Genomic DNA, 15,361 nt, shown 5'->3' with positions numbered 1-15,361 from the left:
TCGCGACGCCGAGCCTGCGGAACTTGCTCGCACCGGCGCTGCGGAACTCGCTGCCGACTCCCTGAATCAACAGGGCGGTCGGAACGGGGTCCCGGCGGTGGTGCTGCCGCACGAGCTTCGCTCGCTTGCCCTCGAGCCCAGCGCGGACGGGTAGTCACCGACCCCCTTCCGCCCGTCCCCGGGCTCACGCCAAAACCCCGGGGTTTTGGGATATCTTGCTCACTCGAACTGCCTGAGTTCACCGTGCGTGAAGCTGTGGACGGGGGAACCCAAGCGCTTTCGCGGGTTGAGTGCGAGAACCGCGGTGGGTTCCGTCCCGCCGCTTCGGAAACGGCGACGGCATCGCGTCCGGCTTCGCGCTGTGCGGCTCCCGGCCGGCGCGCGGCGGGCCGGGCGGGGGTCAGCTTCGGGAATCGCCGGTGTCTTCGGTGAGAGTGCGCGCGTTCATCGCGTAGGTGATGGCTGTGGAGTCGCTCAGTCCGAAGGTGAGGGCCAGGTGCAGGGGGTCGGCGTTGGTGGCGAGTGCTTCGTGCAGGATGCGGTCTGCGCGGATGTGTTCGAGGTCGACGCCGCGCAGGTTCAGGTGCCAGGTGAGGCTGTAGTCGCTGATCGGTGCTGTGCCGGAGGCGGTCTGCGGGTTGATGAGCAGGTGCGGGTTGGTGGTGTGTGGCCAGTGCTGGTGGCGGTGGCGGAGCCAGGTCACCACGGCGTCGTGGGTGAAGTCGGTGAGCTGATGGGTGTGGGCGCCGATGCGGATCCGGCGTCCGGACATGTCGATGTCGTCGAGCTGTATCTGCCGCAACGCGCCGGGCCGGGCGGCATATACCGCGACGAGAGCGACGGCGATCCGCTGCAACGGCGCGACGGCCGTCGCCGTCACCTCGGCGATCTCGGGATCGCTCATCGGCAGAACGACGCGTGCGGGTGCTGTGCCGCCGTGGATGCGGCTGGTCGGGTTCTGGAAGACCAGGCCGCGTCGTTTGGCGAACCGGAACAGCGATCGCAGCGCGACCAGCGTGCCGACGCGGGCGTGCCCGGTCAGCTGGTCCACTACGGCGAGCACGTCCTCGCGGGTCACCTCGCGCAGGTGCGTGCGGGTCGTCGACCACTGTTCCAGCGCTGGAACGGTCCGGCTGAGGTAGGCGTGCAGGGTCGCCTCGCTGCGCGGGCGGGCCCGGGGTTCCCCGTCGGCCAGCGCGGTCAGCCAAGCGCGGACGTCCTCGCCGAACGCCGGCGGCAGGCCGGTGCTGCGTCGTTCGATCCAGCGGTGCAGTCGCGATGTGGTGTCGTCGATGAGCAGCCCGTGTTCGGCCAGAACCTGCGCGGCGACGCGAGCGCGGACCGTGCCGAGCTCGGCGCGGATCCGACTCAGCCGGACCTGTTCTCCCTGTGGTGTGGTGGCCAGCAGCATCCGCAGATCGCTCGCGCGGCGGTGCAGCGTCGGCGCGGTCCAGGCGCCGGAGTGGGCGAGCATCGCCAGTTCGTCGAGCGCGGCCTTGACCCTCGGTGAGTCGTCGACGGTGGCGAGATCGTCGAGCCGCAGCGCGGCCATGGCCTGGGCGCGGGCCTTGGCGCGGGCTGTGTCGGGGCGGCAGGACCGGCAGAACAGGCGCGGGCGGCCGCGCCTTCGGTCGTCGCGTTCGACCTCACCGCCGCAGTTCCGGCAGGGATCATTCCAGCACCGTGGGCGCTGTCCGGCGCGGCGAGCGGCATTCGTCGAGGGACGGCAGCTCAGGCAGTACTGGCGCGGGCGGCCGCCGCGCGGTCCCGCCGCAGGCGGGATCGGGCCGCCGCATTCGCGGCAGCCCGTGGTCGAACCGGTGCTCATCTCGGTGGCAGGGACCGGCCTGTTCTCGGCTTCGGCGTCACGCGCCGGGGCGGGATCTGCTGTTCACCGACCGCGGTGCGATGCTCCGTGCCCGCCGTGGCGACGGGTTCGATGGTGATCAGCTCGCCGATCTCGCAGCCCAGCACCGTGCAGAAGATGTCGAGTTCCTCCGGCCGCAACACTGCCGGGGTGCCCGACCACAGCCCCGACATCTTCCCGACGCTGACTTCGAGTCCGTGTTCGGCGAGACGGCGGCGCAGCTCGCTGGCCTTCCAGATGCCACGGTTGGCCGCGACCAGTCGCAGGTTCCACTTCATCGGAGCAGTCCTTCCCAGCGATCACCGGCGCGCCGGTGCCCGGCAACCACCGCGTCCTCGACGCGGGTGCCGTGAATGTGGATGTAGCGCATCGTCGTCGCGACCCAGGAGTGGCCGAGGACTTCCTGGATCGCGAGAATGTCGACGCCGGTCCGATAGAGCTGGCTGGCGCAGTAGTGACGCAACACGTGCGGAGTGAGCCGCCCGGCCCAGCTCGGCAGGTGCCGTTCGACCGCGCGGCTCAGCGCCCACCGCGCCGCGCTGTTGCTGACCCGCAGGCCTGCGCCGCCGCCGGCGTGCCGCTCGGACGGGAACAGCGGTGCACCCGGCAGAGACTCGTCGGCGCCGAACTGCGACCACACATCCTCCACGTACCAGGTCAACGCGGCATCGGCTCCGTTGACCAACGGGACCAACCGCTGTCGCGGGCCGCTGCGATGCGCGCCCTTGCCGTGGCGGACGTTGAGCTTGCCGAACCGGCCCAGCTCCCAGCGGACATCGGCCAGATCGAGCCGACATGCCTCGTTGATCCGCAGGCCGACATCGGCCGACAGCCGCGCCAGCATGTAGTTGCGGGCGTTCGGCGCGAACTTGCGGCACGAGATCAGATCCTCACGCCACCCACCGAACAGCTGTTCCAACTCCTCCTCGGTCGGCGGCACCCGGATCATCGCCTCGGCCGACATCCGAGGCCGGTTCATCTCATCGATCGGGCACTCGACAACGCGGCCAGTCAGCTCATGCAACAGCACCTTGTAGCGCGCTTCCAGGAACGCGAAGTAGGTCACCACCGCGCGAGCTCGCGCCGCTCTCGTCGATGCCGAGACCTTGCGCAACACGTCACCGAAGTAGCGGTCGGCATCGCGCGGTTCCAGCTCCCACAACGGCCGGCCGAACCAGTTCCGCACCTGCTCCAACTGCCCGGTGTCACCGCGGATGGTCGCATCGTTCACCCCCGACGCCGCACGCGCCAACACGAACTCCGCAAGCAGGTCGACCTCGAAGTCGAACAGCTCCTCCTCGGTCGCCGGGCCTCTCGGCTCGCGCAGCGACCGGACCACCGCCAGCCTCAACCCAACCCCTCAATGTTCACCACCGATGAAACTTCTTCACCACAGGCGCGAATCCAACGCCTGCGGTGAAGAAAGTTCATTCTCCACCGCGAGCTCGCCGAACCAGAAACCGCGCACCTCAACGGCGCTACAGGGCGGTTCTCATCACGGCCGCCGACCACGAAACTCACTCGTTGTTGGACTGTTGCTGGACTGAATCCGGGCGTCAGCGGCGTGGGAAGCGCCGGCGCGTGGTCAGGTAGGCGATGGCGTTGAGGATCGCTTCATCGCGCCCGCTTCGTAGTTCTCCTGCGTCGAGCCGGTCGGTGACGCGGTTGATGACGCTGGCCGTCGAGCGAGGTGAGGACAGAACGCGTTCGACGGCCGCGCGCTGTTCAGCGGCGACGGTCGGGATCTTCGCCGGTGGGTGCTGGGCGGTGTGCGGGTCGATGCGGGCGTGAAATGCCTGCCACAACTCCAGCAGCGTCGGGGCGATCTGCTGCCGGGCGGCCGGGTCCGGGGCGGTGTGACGCCACCGGTAGGCCAGGGCGCGCAGCAGCTGCTCGGTGGCCTCTGGATCATCGAGCAGTCGCGCGATCTGCTGCTCGCGGGAGACCCGCTCCGGCCGGTACACCACCCGTTCGCGTTCGCGCACGACCTCATGGACCTTGAGGCCCTCTTCGTCGGCGCGGCGCCGGCAGTAGTCCGAGCACCACTTGCGGCGGCGACCCAACGGAAGCTGCACGATGGGCTCGCCGCAGCGCGGGCAGAGTTCGGGAGCCTCTGGACGGGTCATTCTCCCCACCGTACCGAGTTTCGGCGGACGAAATACGCGCCTGGAGGGGATGGAGATGCAGAAGGTGTGACGGGATTTGGGGCCTGTTGCGCCGGACGAATACCCCCGCCGCTCACGCGTGGTGGAAAAACGGTGGTCAGGCCCGTTATCGGGCCGTTGTCTTGGATGCAAGACCGTTACGAGATAAGTAGTAGTAGAGGTGTGCGAGCGAATTGAACCTGACGTTGGGGCGCGCTGAGGCGGGTACACGGCGTAGATGAGCGAGGATGTCGAGGGCAGCGATCGAGCGGACTGGCCGGGTTGGGCGGAGGTTCTGGAAGGGGTGCGTCGATCGCGCGGGCGCGTCGAGCAGGCCAAGGGGGCGCTGATGCTCGTCTACGGCCTCGACTCCACCGCGGCCGAGCAACTGCTGCGCCGCCACAGCCGTGACCGCGGTCTTCCGACTGCGGTGCTGGCCGACCAGTTCCTGCACACCGTCGCCGCGCTCGGGGGTGCCGCCGGCCCGGAGCACGCCCGCTTCGACCATCTGCTGCTCACCGCACATCAGCGCCTGCCCGCCGACACCGACTGTCCCGACGTCCTGGAGCAGGCCCTGGCGCCACACGCAGACTGGACGCCGCCTTCCTGCGACCGGCCCACCAGCTGAGCCATGACCCAGGGGTGCATCGACCTCGAAGTGCGCCCAGGGTGTCGGCCTGTCGTGTCACCCTGAGCGGCGAAGGCACACTCCGTGGAGAGGAACGCATGGCTGCCACCGAGGGACCCACGGTGCGCTTGGTCGCGCACTGCCGCCGCTGCCACGGCTGGCTGCTCTCGCCGGAGTCGGTCGCCCAGGGGATCGGGCCGACGTGCGCGATCCGTGAACGCGCCGAGCAGCGAGCAGCCGAAGCCGCGGCCGCCACATCGACGTTGACTCTGTTCGAGCTCCCCGCCGGCAACAGCGACGGCGATGGGCCCCACGATCTGCTCGAGCTGCTCGGCCTCGCCAGCTGAACCCCGCCCATGCCAGGCGGACACCCTCAGGGCATCCTCGTCGCCGGGGGAACCTCGCCGTGATCGTCTGCGTCGAACACGACATGACCGATGAACAGGTGCGGGCGCGGTGGGCGGCGGCACGGTTGCGGATCGTGCTGGCCGTGCACGGGCAGCTGTACCTGCGCCGCCGAGTCCGGCGCCTGTGCCCACGCGAAGCGCTACGCTCACACCCCGACCCCGGGGAGAGAGGGTGAGCACGCGATGACGTACTACCCGCCGCCGAGGTACCGGTGTCTGAACCTGCGCTGCCCGGAGACCTACCACCCGCTGCCGACCTGCCCGTACACGCCGCTGACCACCGTGGTACCGCCGCGAACACGGCCGCTGACCCCACGCGAACGCGACGCCGTCGACCACATCTACCGGCTCGGCCAGGCCGGCGAGCTACGCATCCTGCCCACGCACTGGAAGTGGTGGGTCACCGCGGCCGTGGCCTTCGTCCTGCTGCTCATCCTCTTCTGACCGCGTCCCCTGGCAGCAACTGCGCGCTGGCCGGCTGCTGCCACGGGCGCTAGCGCTGTCCGCACCACCAGGCGATGCCAGAACGACACCCCAGATGCAAAAGGTGTCACCGGTTGATGTGACCTGCATCACCGGTTCGCGGCTGGGAGTCTGTGTGGTTCGCGCGCTGATTCCCGCGCTGCGCGAGTGGATCTGATCGGGGTTGGTCTGTCGGTGGTCGGCGTCATCATGGGTGTGCGCCGGGAACAGGATGTGGCGCAGGGGATTCGGTCAGGGAGGGATCTGTCGATGCCGGAAACACCGAGACGACGCCGCCGCAGCGGTGAACTGTGGACCGACGAGTGCAATGCCGAGCTGGTGGAGTTGCTGCGTGCCGGGCTGCCGGTCGAGGCGATCGCTGAGCAGGCCGGTCGGAGCGTGAGCGCGCTCGCCACGCAGTGCCGCAAGATGCTCCCGCCGGACTTCGACACCAGACCCACCGCTGTCGAGGCCCTGCGCGGGGTGCTGGCCGACCCGGACTACGACTGGCGGTCGCCGCTGCGCGAGCTGGCTCGCCGTGCCCGCACCGTCTACTGGGACGCGGGAATGGTGGATCGACTGCGGCAGGGCTGGGAGCGGGCGACACCGCTGGATGATCTGTGCGAGGAGTTCGAGGCCTCCGAGATCGACGTCGCGCGCCAGCTGCTGCGGCTGGGAGCGGCCGAGAGCATGTTCGACGTCGCCGAGCGGCTCGGCTGCGACCCGCACGGCACCCTGGCCGGGCGGCTGCGGATCGCGGCGGACCGTTGCGCGGCCGCGGTGTGGATCCTGATCGTCGATGGCGCGCTCACCGGCGCCAAGACCCAGTTCGGTTCCGCCGGTCCGGGTCTGCGGCACGTCTCGGTCCACCACGACTACGACACCGCCGATCTGCGCCTGGCCGAAGTCCTGCTCGACCACGTCGTCGCCGGCGGCCGCATCCAGGACGTGACCACGACCATCGTCGAACGCACCATCGGCGACGGCGCCATCGGCTTCAACCGGTTCCTCACCGGCTCCGAAGCCCTCCCCACACCCGCGGTAGCGGTTGTCGACCTCGACGACTCCACCCCCACCATGTAATCCGCGAACGCGGTCCCGCTCGGACGCCCCTGCGTCGAGCCACGATGCAGGTGTGACGGCCCTTCGTGTGGCGCCTGGGCGGGTCCGGTGAAACACATCGGCCGCGGATGCGCTGCCTCTATCCTGGGCGGTGACGGCGGGCAGAGCTCGCCCTGATCTTCCCGGGGGACAGTATGGGAGCACCCGTTCCGCCGCCGAGCGCAGGCTCGCCGGGCCCGGCGAGCCTGCCGCCGGTCGACGCGGTCGAGGTGACCGCTTTGGCTGCGCTCTACCAGGCCGATCGGGCTGATCAGTCCCAGCACAACACCTCGGCGCTGACCCTCATCGCCGGTGCAGTCGCCTACCTGGGCTTGGTCGTGACCGCGTGGAAAGACGTCAAAGCCGCGGCGATGTGGCCGGTCCTGTTGCCGGTGCCGCTGTGGATGGTCGCTGCCTTCCACGTGCTGATCATGGGCGCGGTCCTGACCCGCAACCAGTCCATCCGCATCCTGGAAGTTCGCCTGCATTCGGCCACGAAACTCCCGATGCTCGGCGTCGCCTCCCACGAACTCGGCGGCGCCCGTGCCCGGCAGGTGATGGACCTCGACCGGCAACCGATCCTGCTCAAAGTGCAGACCCTGGTGACCTACATGGGCATCGGCTGCGTGCTGTTCGGCTTCACCGCCTACGCGGTCTGGAACACATGGCACCACCACGGCTGGGACGCGCAGGTCCGCATCGCCGCCGGCGCCTACAGCACCGCCTCAGCCCTGGTACTGGCCGCCTGGATCCGCATCCTGCTCTACCTGGAAGAACCCCTGCCCGCATGGGCGCAGCTGCCCTAACGGGCCGAAGGCCGTCCCGCCGAACCATTCGCCTCGTAAGCGAAAGATCGTTGGTTCGGCGACACCGGACTCACCTGCCAGGCCGAGTTCGGCGCCTGGCGTCACCGCGGGCTACCCCCGAATGTCTTTGGGCCCCTTGCCATCGCGGATGCGGGCGATGTACTCGCGGGTGAAGTCGCTGTATCGGGCGATCGCGGACGGGCCGACGCCATCGTCGAGGGCGGCGCGGATGGTGGCGAACAACTCCGAGCGGGCCTGGTCGTAGGCCGCTCGCGCGGCGCGGATCGCGGCCGCGTGGTCGGTCTCGTCGCTCATGCCCGCCATCATCGCATAACACTGTTCGCGAACATAGTTGACAAACACTCGGCCGAGCCTCAATGTGAACTGAGTACGCGAATTTTGTTCACATGATGGGGGTTCGGATGTCTCTGAGATCCACGGTCTACTTCGCCGGTTGGGGTGGCGATTCGCTGGGCTGGGAGGAGGTTCCCGGCATCGAGTTGCGGCTGGCGGCCAACCACAACCCGGTGTGTGTGGAGGTCCACACACTGAACTTCCCGGACGCCGAGCATCTTCCGCCCGGCGACGTCGAAGCCATCGACCTGGCGACCTTGCCCTATACCGAGTTGTTCTGGGCGTCGCCGGCGTGCCCGGCCTGGACCGACGCCAAGGGCCGCAAACGGTACTTCGACAAGTCGAATCAGTACACGCTGCTCAGCGACGACGAGCTGGGGACGGTGATCGAGGATCCGGCTGAGGCCCGCTCGCGCGGGCTGGTCGAGCAGATCCCGCGCTACCTGCGGGCGATGGCCGGGCGCGGCACCCCGGTGCTGGCCGGGGTGATGGAGAACGTCATCCAGTGCCGTCGCTGGGATCAGTGGGACCGCTGGCTGCGCGCGATCGAGTCGATCGGCCCCGGCTACGAGACCCGGGTGATCGCGCTCAACAGCATGCACGCGGTGCCGCGCCGGTGCCTGCCCGCACCGCAGAGCCGCGACCGGCTCTATGTCGCCTACTGGCTCAAATCCCTGGGGCGACGCCCGGACTGGGACAAATGGTTGCGCCCGAAAGCCTGGTGCCCGACTTGCGATCGGGTGGTGGACGCGGTGCAGTCCTGGAAGCAGCCCGGCATCGACATGGGCCGCTACGGCGCCCGCCACGGCCAGTACGTCTACCGCTGCCCGGCCAAGTCCTGCCGCTTCCAGATCGTGGAGCCGTTCACGGTCCCGGCCGCCGCCGCCATCGACTGGAGCCTGGATCCGGGAGAGAAGATCGGCGAGCGGGCCCGCCCGCTGGCCGCGGCCACGATGGAGCGGATCCGGATCGGGCTGGCGAAATTCGCTGGTGAGTCGTTCCTGACCCCGGCCGGGGGCACCTGGCGCGCCGACCCCACCGCGCTGTCGGCGCCGATGCCCGCCCGCACGACCCGCGAGAGCGACGGCCTGGTGGTGCCGCCGCTGATCGTGCAGACCAGCAAGCGCGCCGACCTCACCGCCCGCAGCACCGGCCAGCCGCTGCCGACACAGACCACCCGCCGCGAACTCGCCGTGGCCATCCCGCCGTTCATCACCAGCCTGCGCGGCGGCGGCAGCAGGAAGACCGCCCGCCACGTCGGAGAACCGCTGGGCACCTTCTCCGCCAGGGGCTTTCACCACGGCCTGGTGCAGCCGCCCGGATCGACCGCGGTCGTCGAGCAGCTGGCGGGCACGCGTGAGCAGCTGCTCGTGCCCTACTACCGCACCGGCCTCGCCCGCCCGCTCACCGAGCCGATGGGCACCCTGACCACCCGCGACCGGCACGGCCTGCTCGGCATCGACCCCGACAGAATCCTGGCCGAGTGCACGTTCCGGATGCTCGAACCCGACGAGATCCGGGCCGGGATGGCATTCCCGCCCACCTACATCCCCATCGGCGACAAGCGCACCCAGGCGGCCGGCTACGGCAACGCGGTCACCCCACCGGTGCCCGAGGTCATCGGCTGCGCCCTCGTCGAAGCCATCACCGGAGAACCGATCGAAAGGACCGCCGCATGAGCGCCACCGGTATCGAATGGACAGAAACCACCTGGAACCCGGTCACCGGCTGTGACCGGATCAGCGCGGGCTGCGACCACTGCTACGCCCTGGCGATGGCCAAACGGCTCAAGGCGATGGGCTCGGCGAAGTATCAGCGCGACGGCGACCCGCGCACCTCCGGGCCCGGGTTCGGCGTGAGCGTCCACCCCGACGCCCTCGACATCCCGCGGCGGTGGCGGGCACCGCGGATGGTGTTCGTCAACTCCATGTCCGACCTGTTCCACGCCCGTGTCCCCGACGCCTTCGTCCACGCCGTCGTCGAGGTCATGCGGCAGACGCCGCAGCACACCTACCAGGTGCTGACCAAGCGCCCGTCGCGGGCGCGGCGGCTGACCGAACGCGGCCTGGTGCTGCCCGACAACGTCTGGATCGGCACCTCGGTCGAGCACGGTGCGGTCACCCACCGCATCACCGACCTGCTCGCCATCGACGCCGCGGTGCGTTTTCTGTCGTGCGAGCCGCTGCTGGGCCCGATCGACCTCGACCCGTGGCTCTTCCCCGACCGGTGCCCGGACGGCTGCTCGTGCCGGTGGCCCGACGACGGCGACCACAACGAATGCGCCTGCGGTGGCGCCTGTGCGGACTGGGCGCCGCGCCCGGCGATCGACTGGGTGATCGTCGGCGGGGAATCCGGCCCGGCCGCGCGGCCGATCGACCCGGAATGGGTGCGCGACCTGCGCGACCAGTGCGTCACCGCGGGCACGGCGTTCTTCTTCAAGCAGTGGGGCGGACGCACCCCCAAGGCCGCCGGCCGCGAACTCGACGGCGTGATCTGGAGCCAGTTCCCCACCGCCGCCAGGAGGACCGCATGACCGGCGCGGCGGTGTTCGCGGCCGTTCTCGGCACCTACCTCGTCGCCCACCAGGTCGGCGACTACTGGGTGCAGACCGACCACCAGGCCCAGACCAAAGGCCGACCCGGCTGGAGCGGGCGCTGGGCCTGCACCAAGCACGTCGCCACCTACACCCTCACCCTCGCCCTGTGCCTGGCCACCGTCGATTGGTGGCTCGGCATGCCGGTCCAACCGGCGTGGGCTGCGGCTGGACTGACGGTCTCGGCGGTCACGCACTACTGGGCCGACCGCCGCGCCACCTTGGCCTGGCTCGCCGACCTTCTCGGCTCCGGCGGCTTCTACCGCGCCGGCACCGGACTCGCTACCGGCGCCGCCCACCTCGACCAGTCCTGGCACTGGCTCTGGCTCGGCATCGCCGCCCTCATCACCACCGGACCCTGACCACCACAACCCGCGAGGGCCGGGGCATCGGCTACATGCCCCGGCCCTCGCGCATACTCGCACACGACCAACCGGCACCCAGCACGGAAACCAGTTCTGCCGACCACCAATTCGCCGGAATGCCGCGCCACCTCGAGGAGCCCTGGATGAACCACAAGCACGGCGACGAGACCCTGGACAGGATCGTCCACCCCGTCGAGGTCACCGCCGCCAACGCGATGCGCGCCGAGGGACAGCTGATCGACGCCGTGCGGACCGCCCGCGCCCAGGGCGCCAGCTGGCAGGCCATCGCCGCCGCGGCCGGCGTCTCACCGCTGGAAGCCGAACGACGATGGGCCACCCGCACCCACACCCCGCTCGCCGAACTCGGCGCCGCGGTCATCGAGCCCTGGAAGACCCGCCTGGCCAACTACGACCACGCACAGGTCGAGCGACCCGAAAACCCCCGCGCTCTCGTCGCCGACCTGCTCCTGGCCACCACCCACGCCCGACAACTGCTCGACGAGATCACCGCAGTCACCGACCGGCTCGCCGACACCCAGGACACCGTCGTAGCCACCGCAGCCGACACGGCATCGACCGCACTCGCTGCAGGTGCCGACACCGCCGACCAGCAAGCCCGCCACCTGCGCACCGCGCTCACCCAGCTCGGCACCATCGACAAGCACGACCGGTAGCGTCCGAGGTGCCCGCGAACCCCACCGGAACCCTTTTCACTTCGGACACCCGGTCCTGCCGCCCTATGATCGCTCCAGCATGAGCCGGACTGGGCGGGCGTGCCATACAGCGACTGGGGGTGCGAGGTGGCTCGCAAGAAGCTGACCATCGAGTTCGACAAACCGCTCCCGTCGGAGCTGTACGCGAACATCATCTCGGCGACGTGGATGAACATGCGCGCGATCGCCGATGCCGCAAACTTCGAGTTCACCATCCACCACGATGGTGAGTCCTCATTGAGCGTGGAGTTGAACAACCACTGGGACCGGTTCGCCACGGAAGCCTGGTGGGACACGGAATAACCCGGCGCCACCAGCTCCATCGACGCGGGACCCCCAGAGCGCACGCCCTCTGGGGTCCCGGCCGGTTCGTACCCTGCCCGGCGCTGCTCAGAACGGAGGCTCGGCGATGCGTCGTCCGTCCCGTCCGGGCGACTGCTTCGTCGTCCAGATCCGTGCCTCCATGTCCGCGTTGTACTCCGAACACGAGTACCGGTGGAGGTGGAGACATTCCGCCGGCCAGCGATTGCTGTGGATGTCGTCCAGGTCGACGACCGATCCGTTGCGCTTGGCTGCGAACCGATTACCCCGAGCTGACTCGGAGGTCGGGTACATCTTCGCGTCGAACAGCTTGTTCCCGCCGTAGATAGTGGGCAGCCACACCACTTCCATCGAGCAGTACTGGCAGATGATCGTTTCAGGTTTCCAAGACCGCACAACATGATTGTGCTGCTGGGCACCGACGCCGAGCAGCACAAGGGCGCACTAGGGCATCGACTCCAGCACGTGGCCGACCCAATCCATGAACTGTCCGACCCAATCCATAACCGACCCGACATGGAGCACGAACTCCAGGACTCGACACAGCTGCCGCAGCAGCGGGACGACGGTGTCTTCGACAGGTTCCGGGCAAGGTGAAGCTGTCGGTTCGTCGTCTTCACATCGTGCGGGCGCACGACCCCTCTCGGTCGAGAGCGGGCACCGCGGACTGGGAACAGTTCCGGGGAGATCCGGCGAGAGGAAGTGGCAGTTCGCGCAGCGACCGAGCATCCCAGGCTCCTCATCACCTAGAGAAGAGTTGCCCGGCCCGAGGCCAGCAGCGTGCTGCCATCGACGATAGCGCGCGCGGCTCCACGCTGCACCACCGCCGCAGACCTGTCGGTCCCCTCCAGTAGAATCGAGGGCACTGCGAAGGTTGCGGGTTCGAATCCCGTCGGGTCCACCACGAGGGCCCGTAGCTCAATGGTTAGAGCAGCGCACCGTCCGTAAACAGGAGTCGAAAGGTCTCGCCCTCCGGGCGGGACCTTTCGACGTTCCAGATCACGGCACCTGCTGTCACACCGATCCTCGCCCGGAGATGGCGATGAGGCCCAGGCCAGGACAGCTGGGTACCGACCCACACCGACGTGACGTCGGCGCGCCCGTCTGAGTAGGGCGGAGTAGCTGTCGGGGTAGCTGTCGGGCGTGCATGAGATCGTGGGCCATCGAACTATTCGTGTCGAAGGAGGACCTGTCCATGAGCGGGTTCAAGATCAATCGCCGTGGCATCCAGCAGATGAGCCGCGAGATCCAGCGGGAGTTCGCCAAGAACCCGGTCCGCGTGCCGATCGAGATGGAGGCGGGCGGGGTCTACCCGCCCGCGGCGAACATCACCAACTACAACGGTCCGATCGTCACGGTCCACGGCTCGCACGCCCAGCTGGCCTGGAACAACGGAACCGTGCACCAGGGACAAGCCCACAGCGATCAGATCGCCCCCGGGTACGAAGAGCTCGCGGCCACTCTCGCCGAGCTGCTCGCCACACTGCCGCGGTTCCCCCTGGCCGACGACGAGACCACCGAGGTTCGCGAGCACACCGAGACGATCCTGGCCGAGGTCGTAAATGAGGAACCGGATCCGGGAATCGTCAAACGTGGCTTGACCATGATCAAGGGCCTGCTCTCCCCCATCGCGGCAGGGGTGACCGCGGCCGCCACCGACGAAAGCGCGCAGGCCGCCCGCGAAGTCATCCAGCGCCTGGGCGAGGCCGTCCCCTTCTGAACTCGCTCGGGCAACCGCACGCCCGAACATCTCTGGCGCGCACACTGCTGGCGCGGCAGGCGCCGGGTAGGCGAAGGGGATTGAGGAACATCCGCGCGGAATGTTCCGCTAGCGGTCCCCCATTGCTCTCCGTGAGTCGACAGGCGAGTCCTACCGCACATAGTTTCGCGAGTCGACCACTGGCTGCTCGGCCGCTTCTCCAGCTCGGCCGCCGCGATGCCGCACATAGTATGTCACTATGTGCGGTAACTCCTTAGCGTGACTTTTCTCGTGAATGTTCCCGGACCCCCGATCACTGCCGAGCTCAACGACGGCGCCGACGGCGCCGAAGCAGCGAGGGACGGCGTTTCTCGCGGGGTGGGCGGTCGTTGGCGATCAACACCGCCATCCACGACAACGGCAGTGTCACCCCCATGATCGCCGCGGCCACCCAGCCGGGACCACCAGCGGCGTACACGGCGGTGGCCAACAGCAACGACGGCACCCGACACGCCATAGGACCACGTACTTGCGGACCCTACGGCGATGCTGTTCGGGGTAGGACAAGCCCACGGCGGTGATCAACGCCGCCTGCCGCTCGTCCCCGCCGCCGGCAAAGCCCGGCGCAGAACGTTTCATGCGCAAGCCTTACCCTTCTGCGCCGCAGGCAATCGGCGTCGCGAGCTCGATACACACCGAGGTGCGGGACCGGGGTCACTGTCGAGCGTGTCCGCTCCGGCAGGGGTGAGGTGGTCGGTCAGTTCCTGCGCAGGCGCCACCAGGGTTGGCCTGCTTGCTGGGTCGGGTGGCCGGGGCACCAGTCGTCGGGGGCGACCCGGGCACGGACGGCCTCGATGTGGGCGCCGCAGCCGGACCAGGTGGTTTTGCCGCAGGTGCGGCATCGGGTCGGTGAGCACATCAGTGGGTCTCCTCGGTGGCGGCATCGATTTTCGGCGGGCCTTGATAGGGGCGCTGCAGGGCAGCGAATCCGGGGGTGGTCGCGGCGGTGACGAGCGCGTCGAGCAGATCTCGGCCGCGGTCCGGGCGGGGTTGTTCGGTCAGGACGGGACCGTTGAACCCGCGTCCGTCGACGACGACGATCGGACTGCCGCCGCGGCCGCCGAGCGCAGCTTGGCTGACCTCGTGGGTTCCGGTGATGTCGTCGTCGAGGCTGGTGCTGTCCAGGTGCTCGGCCAACCCCGGATCCAGGCCCGCCTCGGTCAACGACTTCGCCACCTCCTGCGGCCCGAGATCATCGCCCTGTATGTGCAGTCGGGTGCCGATGACGTCATAGAGGCGTGCGAACGCTTCGGCGCCGCCGGTGCGGGTAGCCGCGGCGAACACCCGCCCCAGGCGGCGCGAGCGATCGATCATCGGCTTGTGGTCGGCGGCCACGTCGTGGCCGTCGTTGAGCACGGCCAGGCTCATCTGGCGTAGCCGCACCGTGTGCGCACTGTCCTCGGCGGCGGTGAGCAGCCACTGCGAACTCACCCACGAGAACGGGCAGACGGGATCGACAAACAGCTCGATATCGGCCATCGACAAACTCCTGCGTGTTGTGGCGCATCGCTACAACGGTGCGGTGTCGGCGATGCGCGGGACGGATCGGACTCGGCGGTTGTGTGACCGGCCCGAGTTCAGTGACCGGCCTGGCGGCGTGGCTGACCATGCAGGTCCAGGCCGAGGACGGGGCCGAGCAGGCAGAAGTTGAACGCTCCTGCCGCGATCGGGATCACTCCGATGACGGCGACGAGGATGCCGACGGGTCCGCCGATAGCGGCGAGCCCGATCAGGATCAGCGCGATCCCGGCGATGATGCGGGCGGCCCGGCCCGCGGTGCCTCGCATGAATTCGACGATTCCCATGACGGTGAAACTCCTCTGCTCGGCGGACGGACTTGC

The 15,361-nt window shown here is 69.0% G+C and carries 20 protein-coding genes; 11 read left to right on the top strand and 9 right to left on the bottom strand.

Going from position 1 to position 15,361, the window contains the following annotated elements; translation table 11 throughout:
• Positions 1-400: 400 nt before the first annotated feature.
• The 4 genes from CRM89_RS29620 to CRM89_RS29605 form a co-directional block, all read right to left on the bottom strand.
• The gene (locus CRM89_RS29620; protein WP_228788096.1) at positions 401-1,552 is read right to left on the bottom strand and encodes an integrase; all 1,152 of its coding nucleotides are present in this window, start codon (positions 1,550-1,552) and stop codon (positions 401-403) included.
• A gap of 272 nt (positions 1,553-1,824) precedes the next feature.
• The gene (locus CRM89_RS29615) at positions 1,825-2,145 is read right to left on the bottom strand and encodes a helix-turn-helix transcriptional regulator (protein ID WP_098087179.1); all 321 of its coding nucleotides are present in this window, start codon (positions 2,143-2,145) and stop codon (positions 1,825-1,827) included.
• Positions 2,142-3,218, bottom strand: coding sequence for a tyrosine-type recombinase/integrase (locus CRM89_RS29610; RefSeq protein WP_098087178.1), 1,077 nt, complete (start codon positions 3,216-3,218; stop codon positions 2,142-2,144). The genes CRM89_RS29615 and CRM89_RS29610 overlap by 4 nt, the downstream gene beginning before the upstream one ends.
• Positions 3,219-3,423: 205 nt before the next feature.
• The gene (locus tag CRM89_RS29605) at positions 3,424-3,993 is read right to left on the bottom strand and encodes a hypothetical protein (protein ID WP_011212450.1); all 570 of its coding nucleotides are present in this window, start codon (positions 3,991-3,993) and stop codon (positions 3,424-3,426) included.
• 256 nt (positions 3,994-4,249) lie between these two features.
• Between CRM89_RS29605 and CRM89_RS29600 the strand changes: the two genes are divergently transcribed.
• The 5 genes from CRM89_RS29600 to CRM89_RS29580 all read left to right on the top strand — a co-directional run bounded on the left by CRM89_RS29600 (position 4,250) and on the right by CRM89_RS29580 (position 7,415).
• Positions 4,250-4,639, top strand: coding sequence for an ANTAR domain-containing protein (locus tag CRM89_RS29600; RefSeq protein ID WP_011212449.1), 390 nt, complete (start codon positions 4,250-4,252; stop codon positions 4,637-4,639).
• 98 nt (positions 4,640-4,737) lie between these two features.
• Positions 4,738-4,986: a DUF6011 domain-containing protein gene (locus tag CRM89_RS29595; RefSeq protein WP_050768392.1), complete on the top strand. Its 249-nt coding sequence runs from the start codon at positions 4,738-4,740 to the stop codon at positions 4,984-4,986.
• 243 nt (positions 4,987-5,229) lie between these two features.
• On the top strand, positions 5,230-5,490 hold the full coding sequence (locus CRM89_RS30190; protein WP_041561602.1) for a hypothetical protein: 261 nt from the start codon (positions 5,230-5,232) through the stop codon (positions 5,488-5,490).
• 288 nt (positions 5,491-5,778) lie between these two features.
• On the top strand, positions 5,779-6,591 hold the full coding sequence (locus CRM89_RS29585) for a hypothetical protein (RefSeq protein ID WP_011212446.1): 813 nt from the start codon (positions 5,779-5,781) through the stop codon (positions 6,589-6,591).
• A gap of 173 nt (positions 6,592-6,764) precedes the next feature.
• Positions 6,765-7,415 carry a hypothetical protein gene (locus tag CRM89_RS29580; protein WP_011212445.1) on the top strand — a complete coding sequence of 217 codons (651 nt, stop codon included), beginning with the start codon at positions 6,765-6,767 and terminating at the stop codon, positions 7,413-7,415.
• A gap of 111 nt (positions 7,416-7,526) precedes the next feature.
• Here the strand turns inward: CRM89_RS29580 and CRM89_RS29575 are convergent, their stop codons facing one another.
• Positions 7,527-7,730: a hypothetical protein gene (locus tag CRM89_RS29575; RefSeq protein WP_127516400.1), complete on the bottom strand. Its 204-nt coding sequence runs from the start codon at positions 7,728-7,730 to the stop codon at positions 7,527-7,529.
• A gap of 107 nt (positions 7,731-7,837) precedes the next feature.
• Between CRM89_RS29575 and CRM89_RS29570 the strand changes: the two genes are divergently transcribed.
• The 5 genes from CRM89_RS29570 to CRM89_RS29550 all read left to right on the top strand — a co-directional run bounded on the left by CRM89_RS29570 (position 7,838) and on the right by CRM89_RS29550 (position 11,743).
• Positions 7,838-9,448 (top strand): DNA cytosine methyltransferase, encoded by a 1,611-nt coding sequence (locus CRM89_RS29570; protein ID WP_041561600.1) that lies wholly within the window; start codon positions 7,838-7,840, stop codon positions 9,446-9,448.
• Positions 9,445-10,302, top strand: coding sequence for a DUF5131 family protein (locus CRM89_RS29565; protein WP_011212442.1), 858 nt, complete (start codon positions 9,445-9,447; stop codon positions 10,300-10,302). Before CRM89_RS29570 ends, CRM89_RS29565 begins: the two co-directional genes overlap by 4 nt.
• Complete coding sequence (locus tag CRM89_RS29560; RefSeq protein WP_011212441.1) at positions 10,299-10,724, top strand: DUF3307 domain-containing protein; 426 nt, start codon at positions 10,299-10,301, stop codon at positions 10,722-10,724. Before CRM89_RS29565 ends, CRM89_RS29560 begins: the two co-directional genes overlap by 4 nt.
• Positions 10,725-10,870: 146 nt before the next feature.
• Positions 10,871-11,401: a hypothetical protein gene (locus CRM89_RS29555; protein ID WP_127516398.1), complete on the top strand. Its 531-nt coding sequence runs from the start codon at positions 10,871-10,873 to the stop codon at positions 11,399-11,401.
• Positions 11,402-11,527: 126 nt separating this feature from the next.
• The gene (locus CRM89_RS29550; RefSeq protein ID WP_060595324.1) at positions 11,528-11,743 is read left to right on the top strand and encodes a hypothetical protein; all 216 of its coding nucleotides are present in this window, start codon (positions 11,528-11,530) and stop codon (positions 11,741-11,743) included.
• Positions 11,744-11,830: 87 nt separating this feature from the next.
• Here the strand turns inward: CRM89_RS29550 and CRM89_RS29545 are convergent, their stop codons facing one another.
• Positions 11,831-12,196 carry a hypothetical protein gene (locus CRM89_RS29545; RefSeq protein ID WP_011212438.1) on the bottom strand — a complete coding sequence of 122 codons (366 nt, stop codon included), beginning with the start codon at positions 12,194-12,196 and terminating at the stop codon, positions 11,831-11,833.
• Between the two features lie 760 nt (positions 12,197-12,956).
• Between CRM89_RS29545 and CRM89_RS29540 the strand changes: the two genes are divergently transcribed.
• A complete protein-coding gene (locus tag CRM89_RS29540; protein WP_041561620.1) occupies positions 12,957-13,481 on the top strand; it encodes a hypothetical protein in 525 nt (174 codons plus the stop codon).
• A 304-nt stretch (positions 13,482-13,785) separates the two neighbouring features.
• On the opposite strand, the gene CRM89_RS31935 is transcribed toward CRM89_RS29540, so the two are convergent.
• From CRM89_RS31935 to CRM89_RS29525, 3 genes are all read right to left on the bottom strand, one after another.
• Positions 13,786-13,965 (bottom strand): DUF3099 domain-containing protein, encoded by a 180-nt coding sequence (locus CRM89_RS31935; RefSeq protein WP_229435208.1) that lies wholly within the window; start codon positions 13,963-13,965, stop codon positions 13,786-13,788.
• A 413-nt stretch (positions 13,966-14,378) separates the two neighbouring features.
• Entirely contained in the window at positions 14,379-14,999 is a 621-nt protein-coding gene (locus CRM89_RS29530; RefSeq protein ID WP_011212434.1) for a hypothetical protein, read from the bottom strand.
• A gap of 98 nt (positions 15,000-15,097) precedes the next feature.
• Positions 15,098-15,361 (bottom strand): DUF2892 domain-containing protein (locus tag CRM89_RS29525; RefSeq protein ID WP_253805179.1); only part of this gene is annotated, 264 nt, incomplete at its 5' end.

It is taken from the genome of Nocardia sp. FDAARGOS_372, from assembly GCF_002554515.1.
Lineage (GTDB): Bacteria > Actinomycetota > Actinomycetes > Mycobacteriales > Mycobacteriaceae > Nocardia > Nocardia farcinica.
The sequence above is the reverse complement of the archived record's forward strand: the minus strand, read 5'-3'. Positions and strand labels throughout refer to the sequence as shown.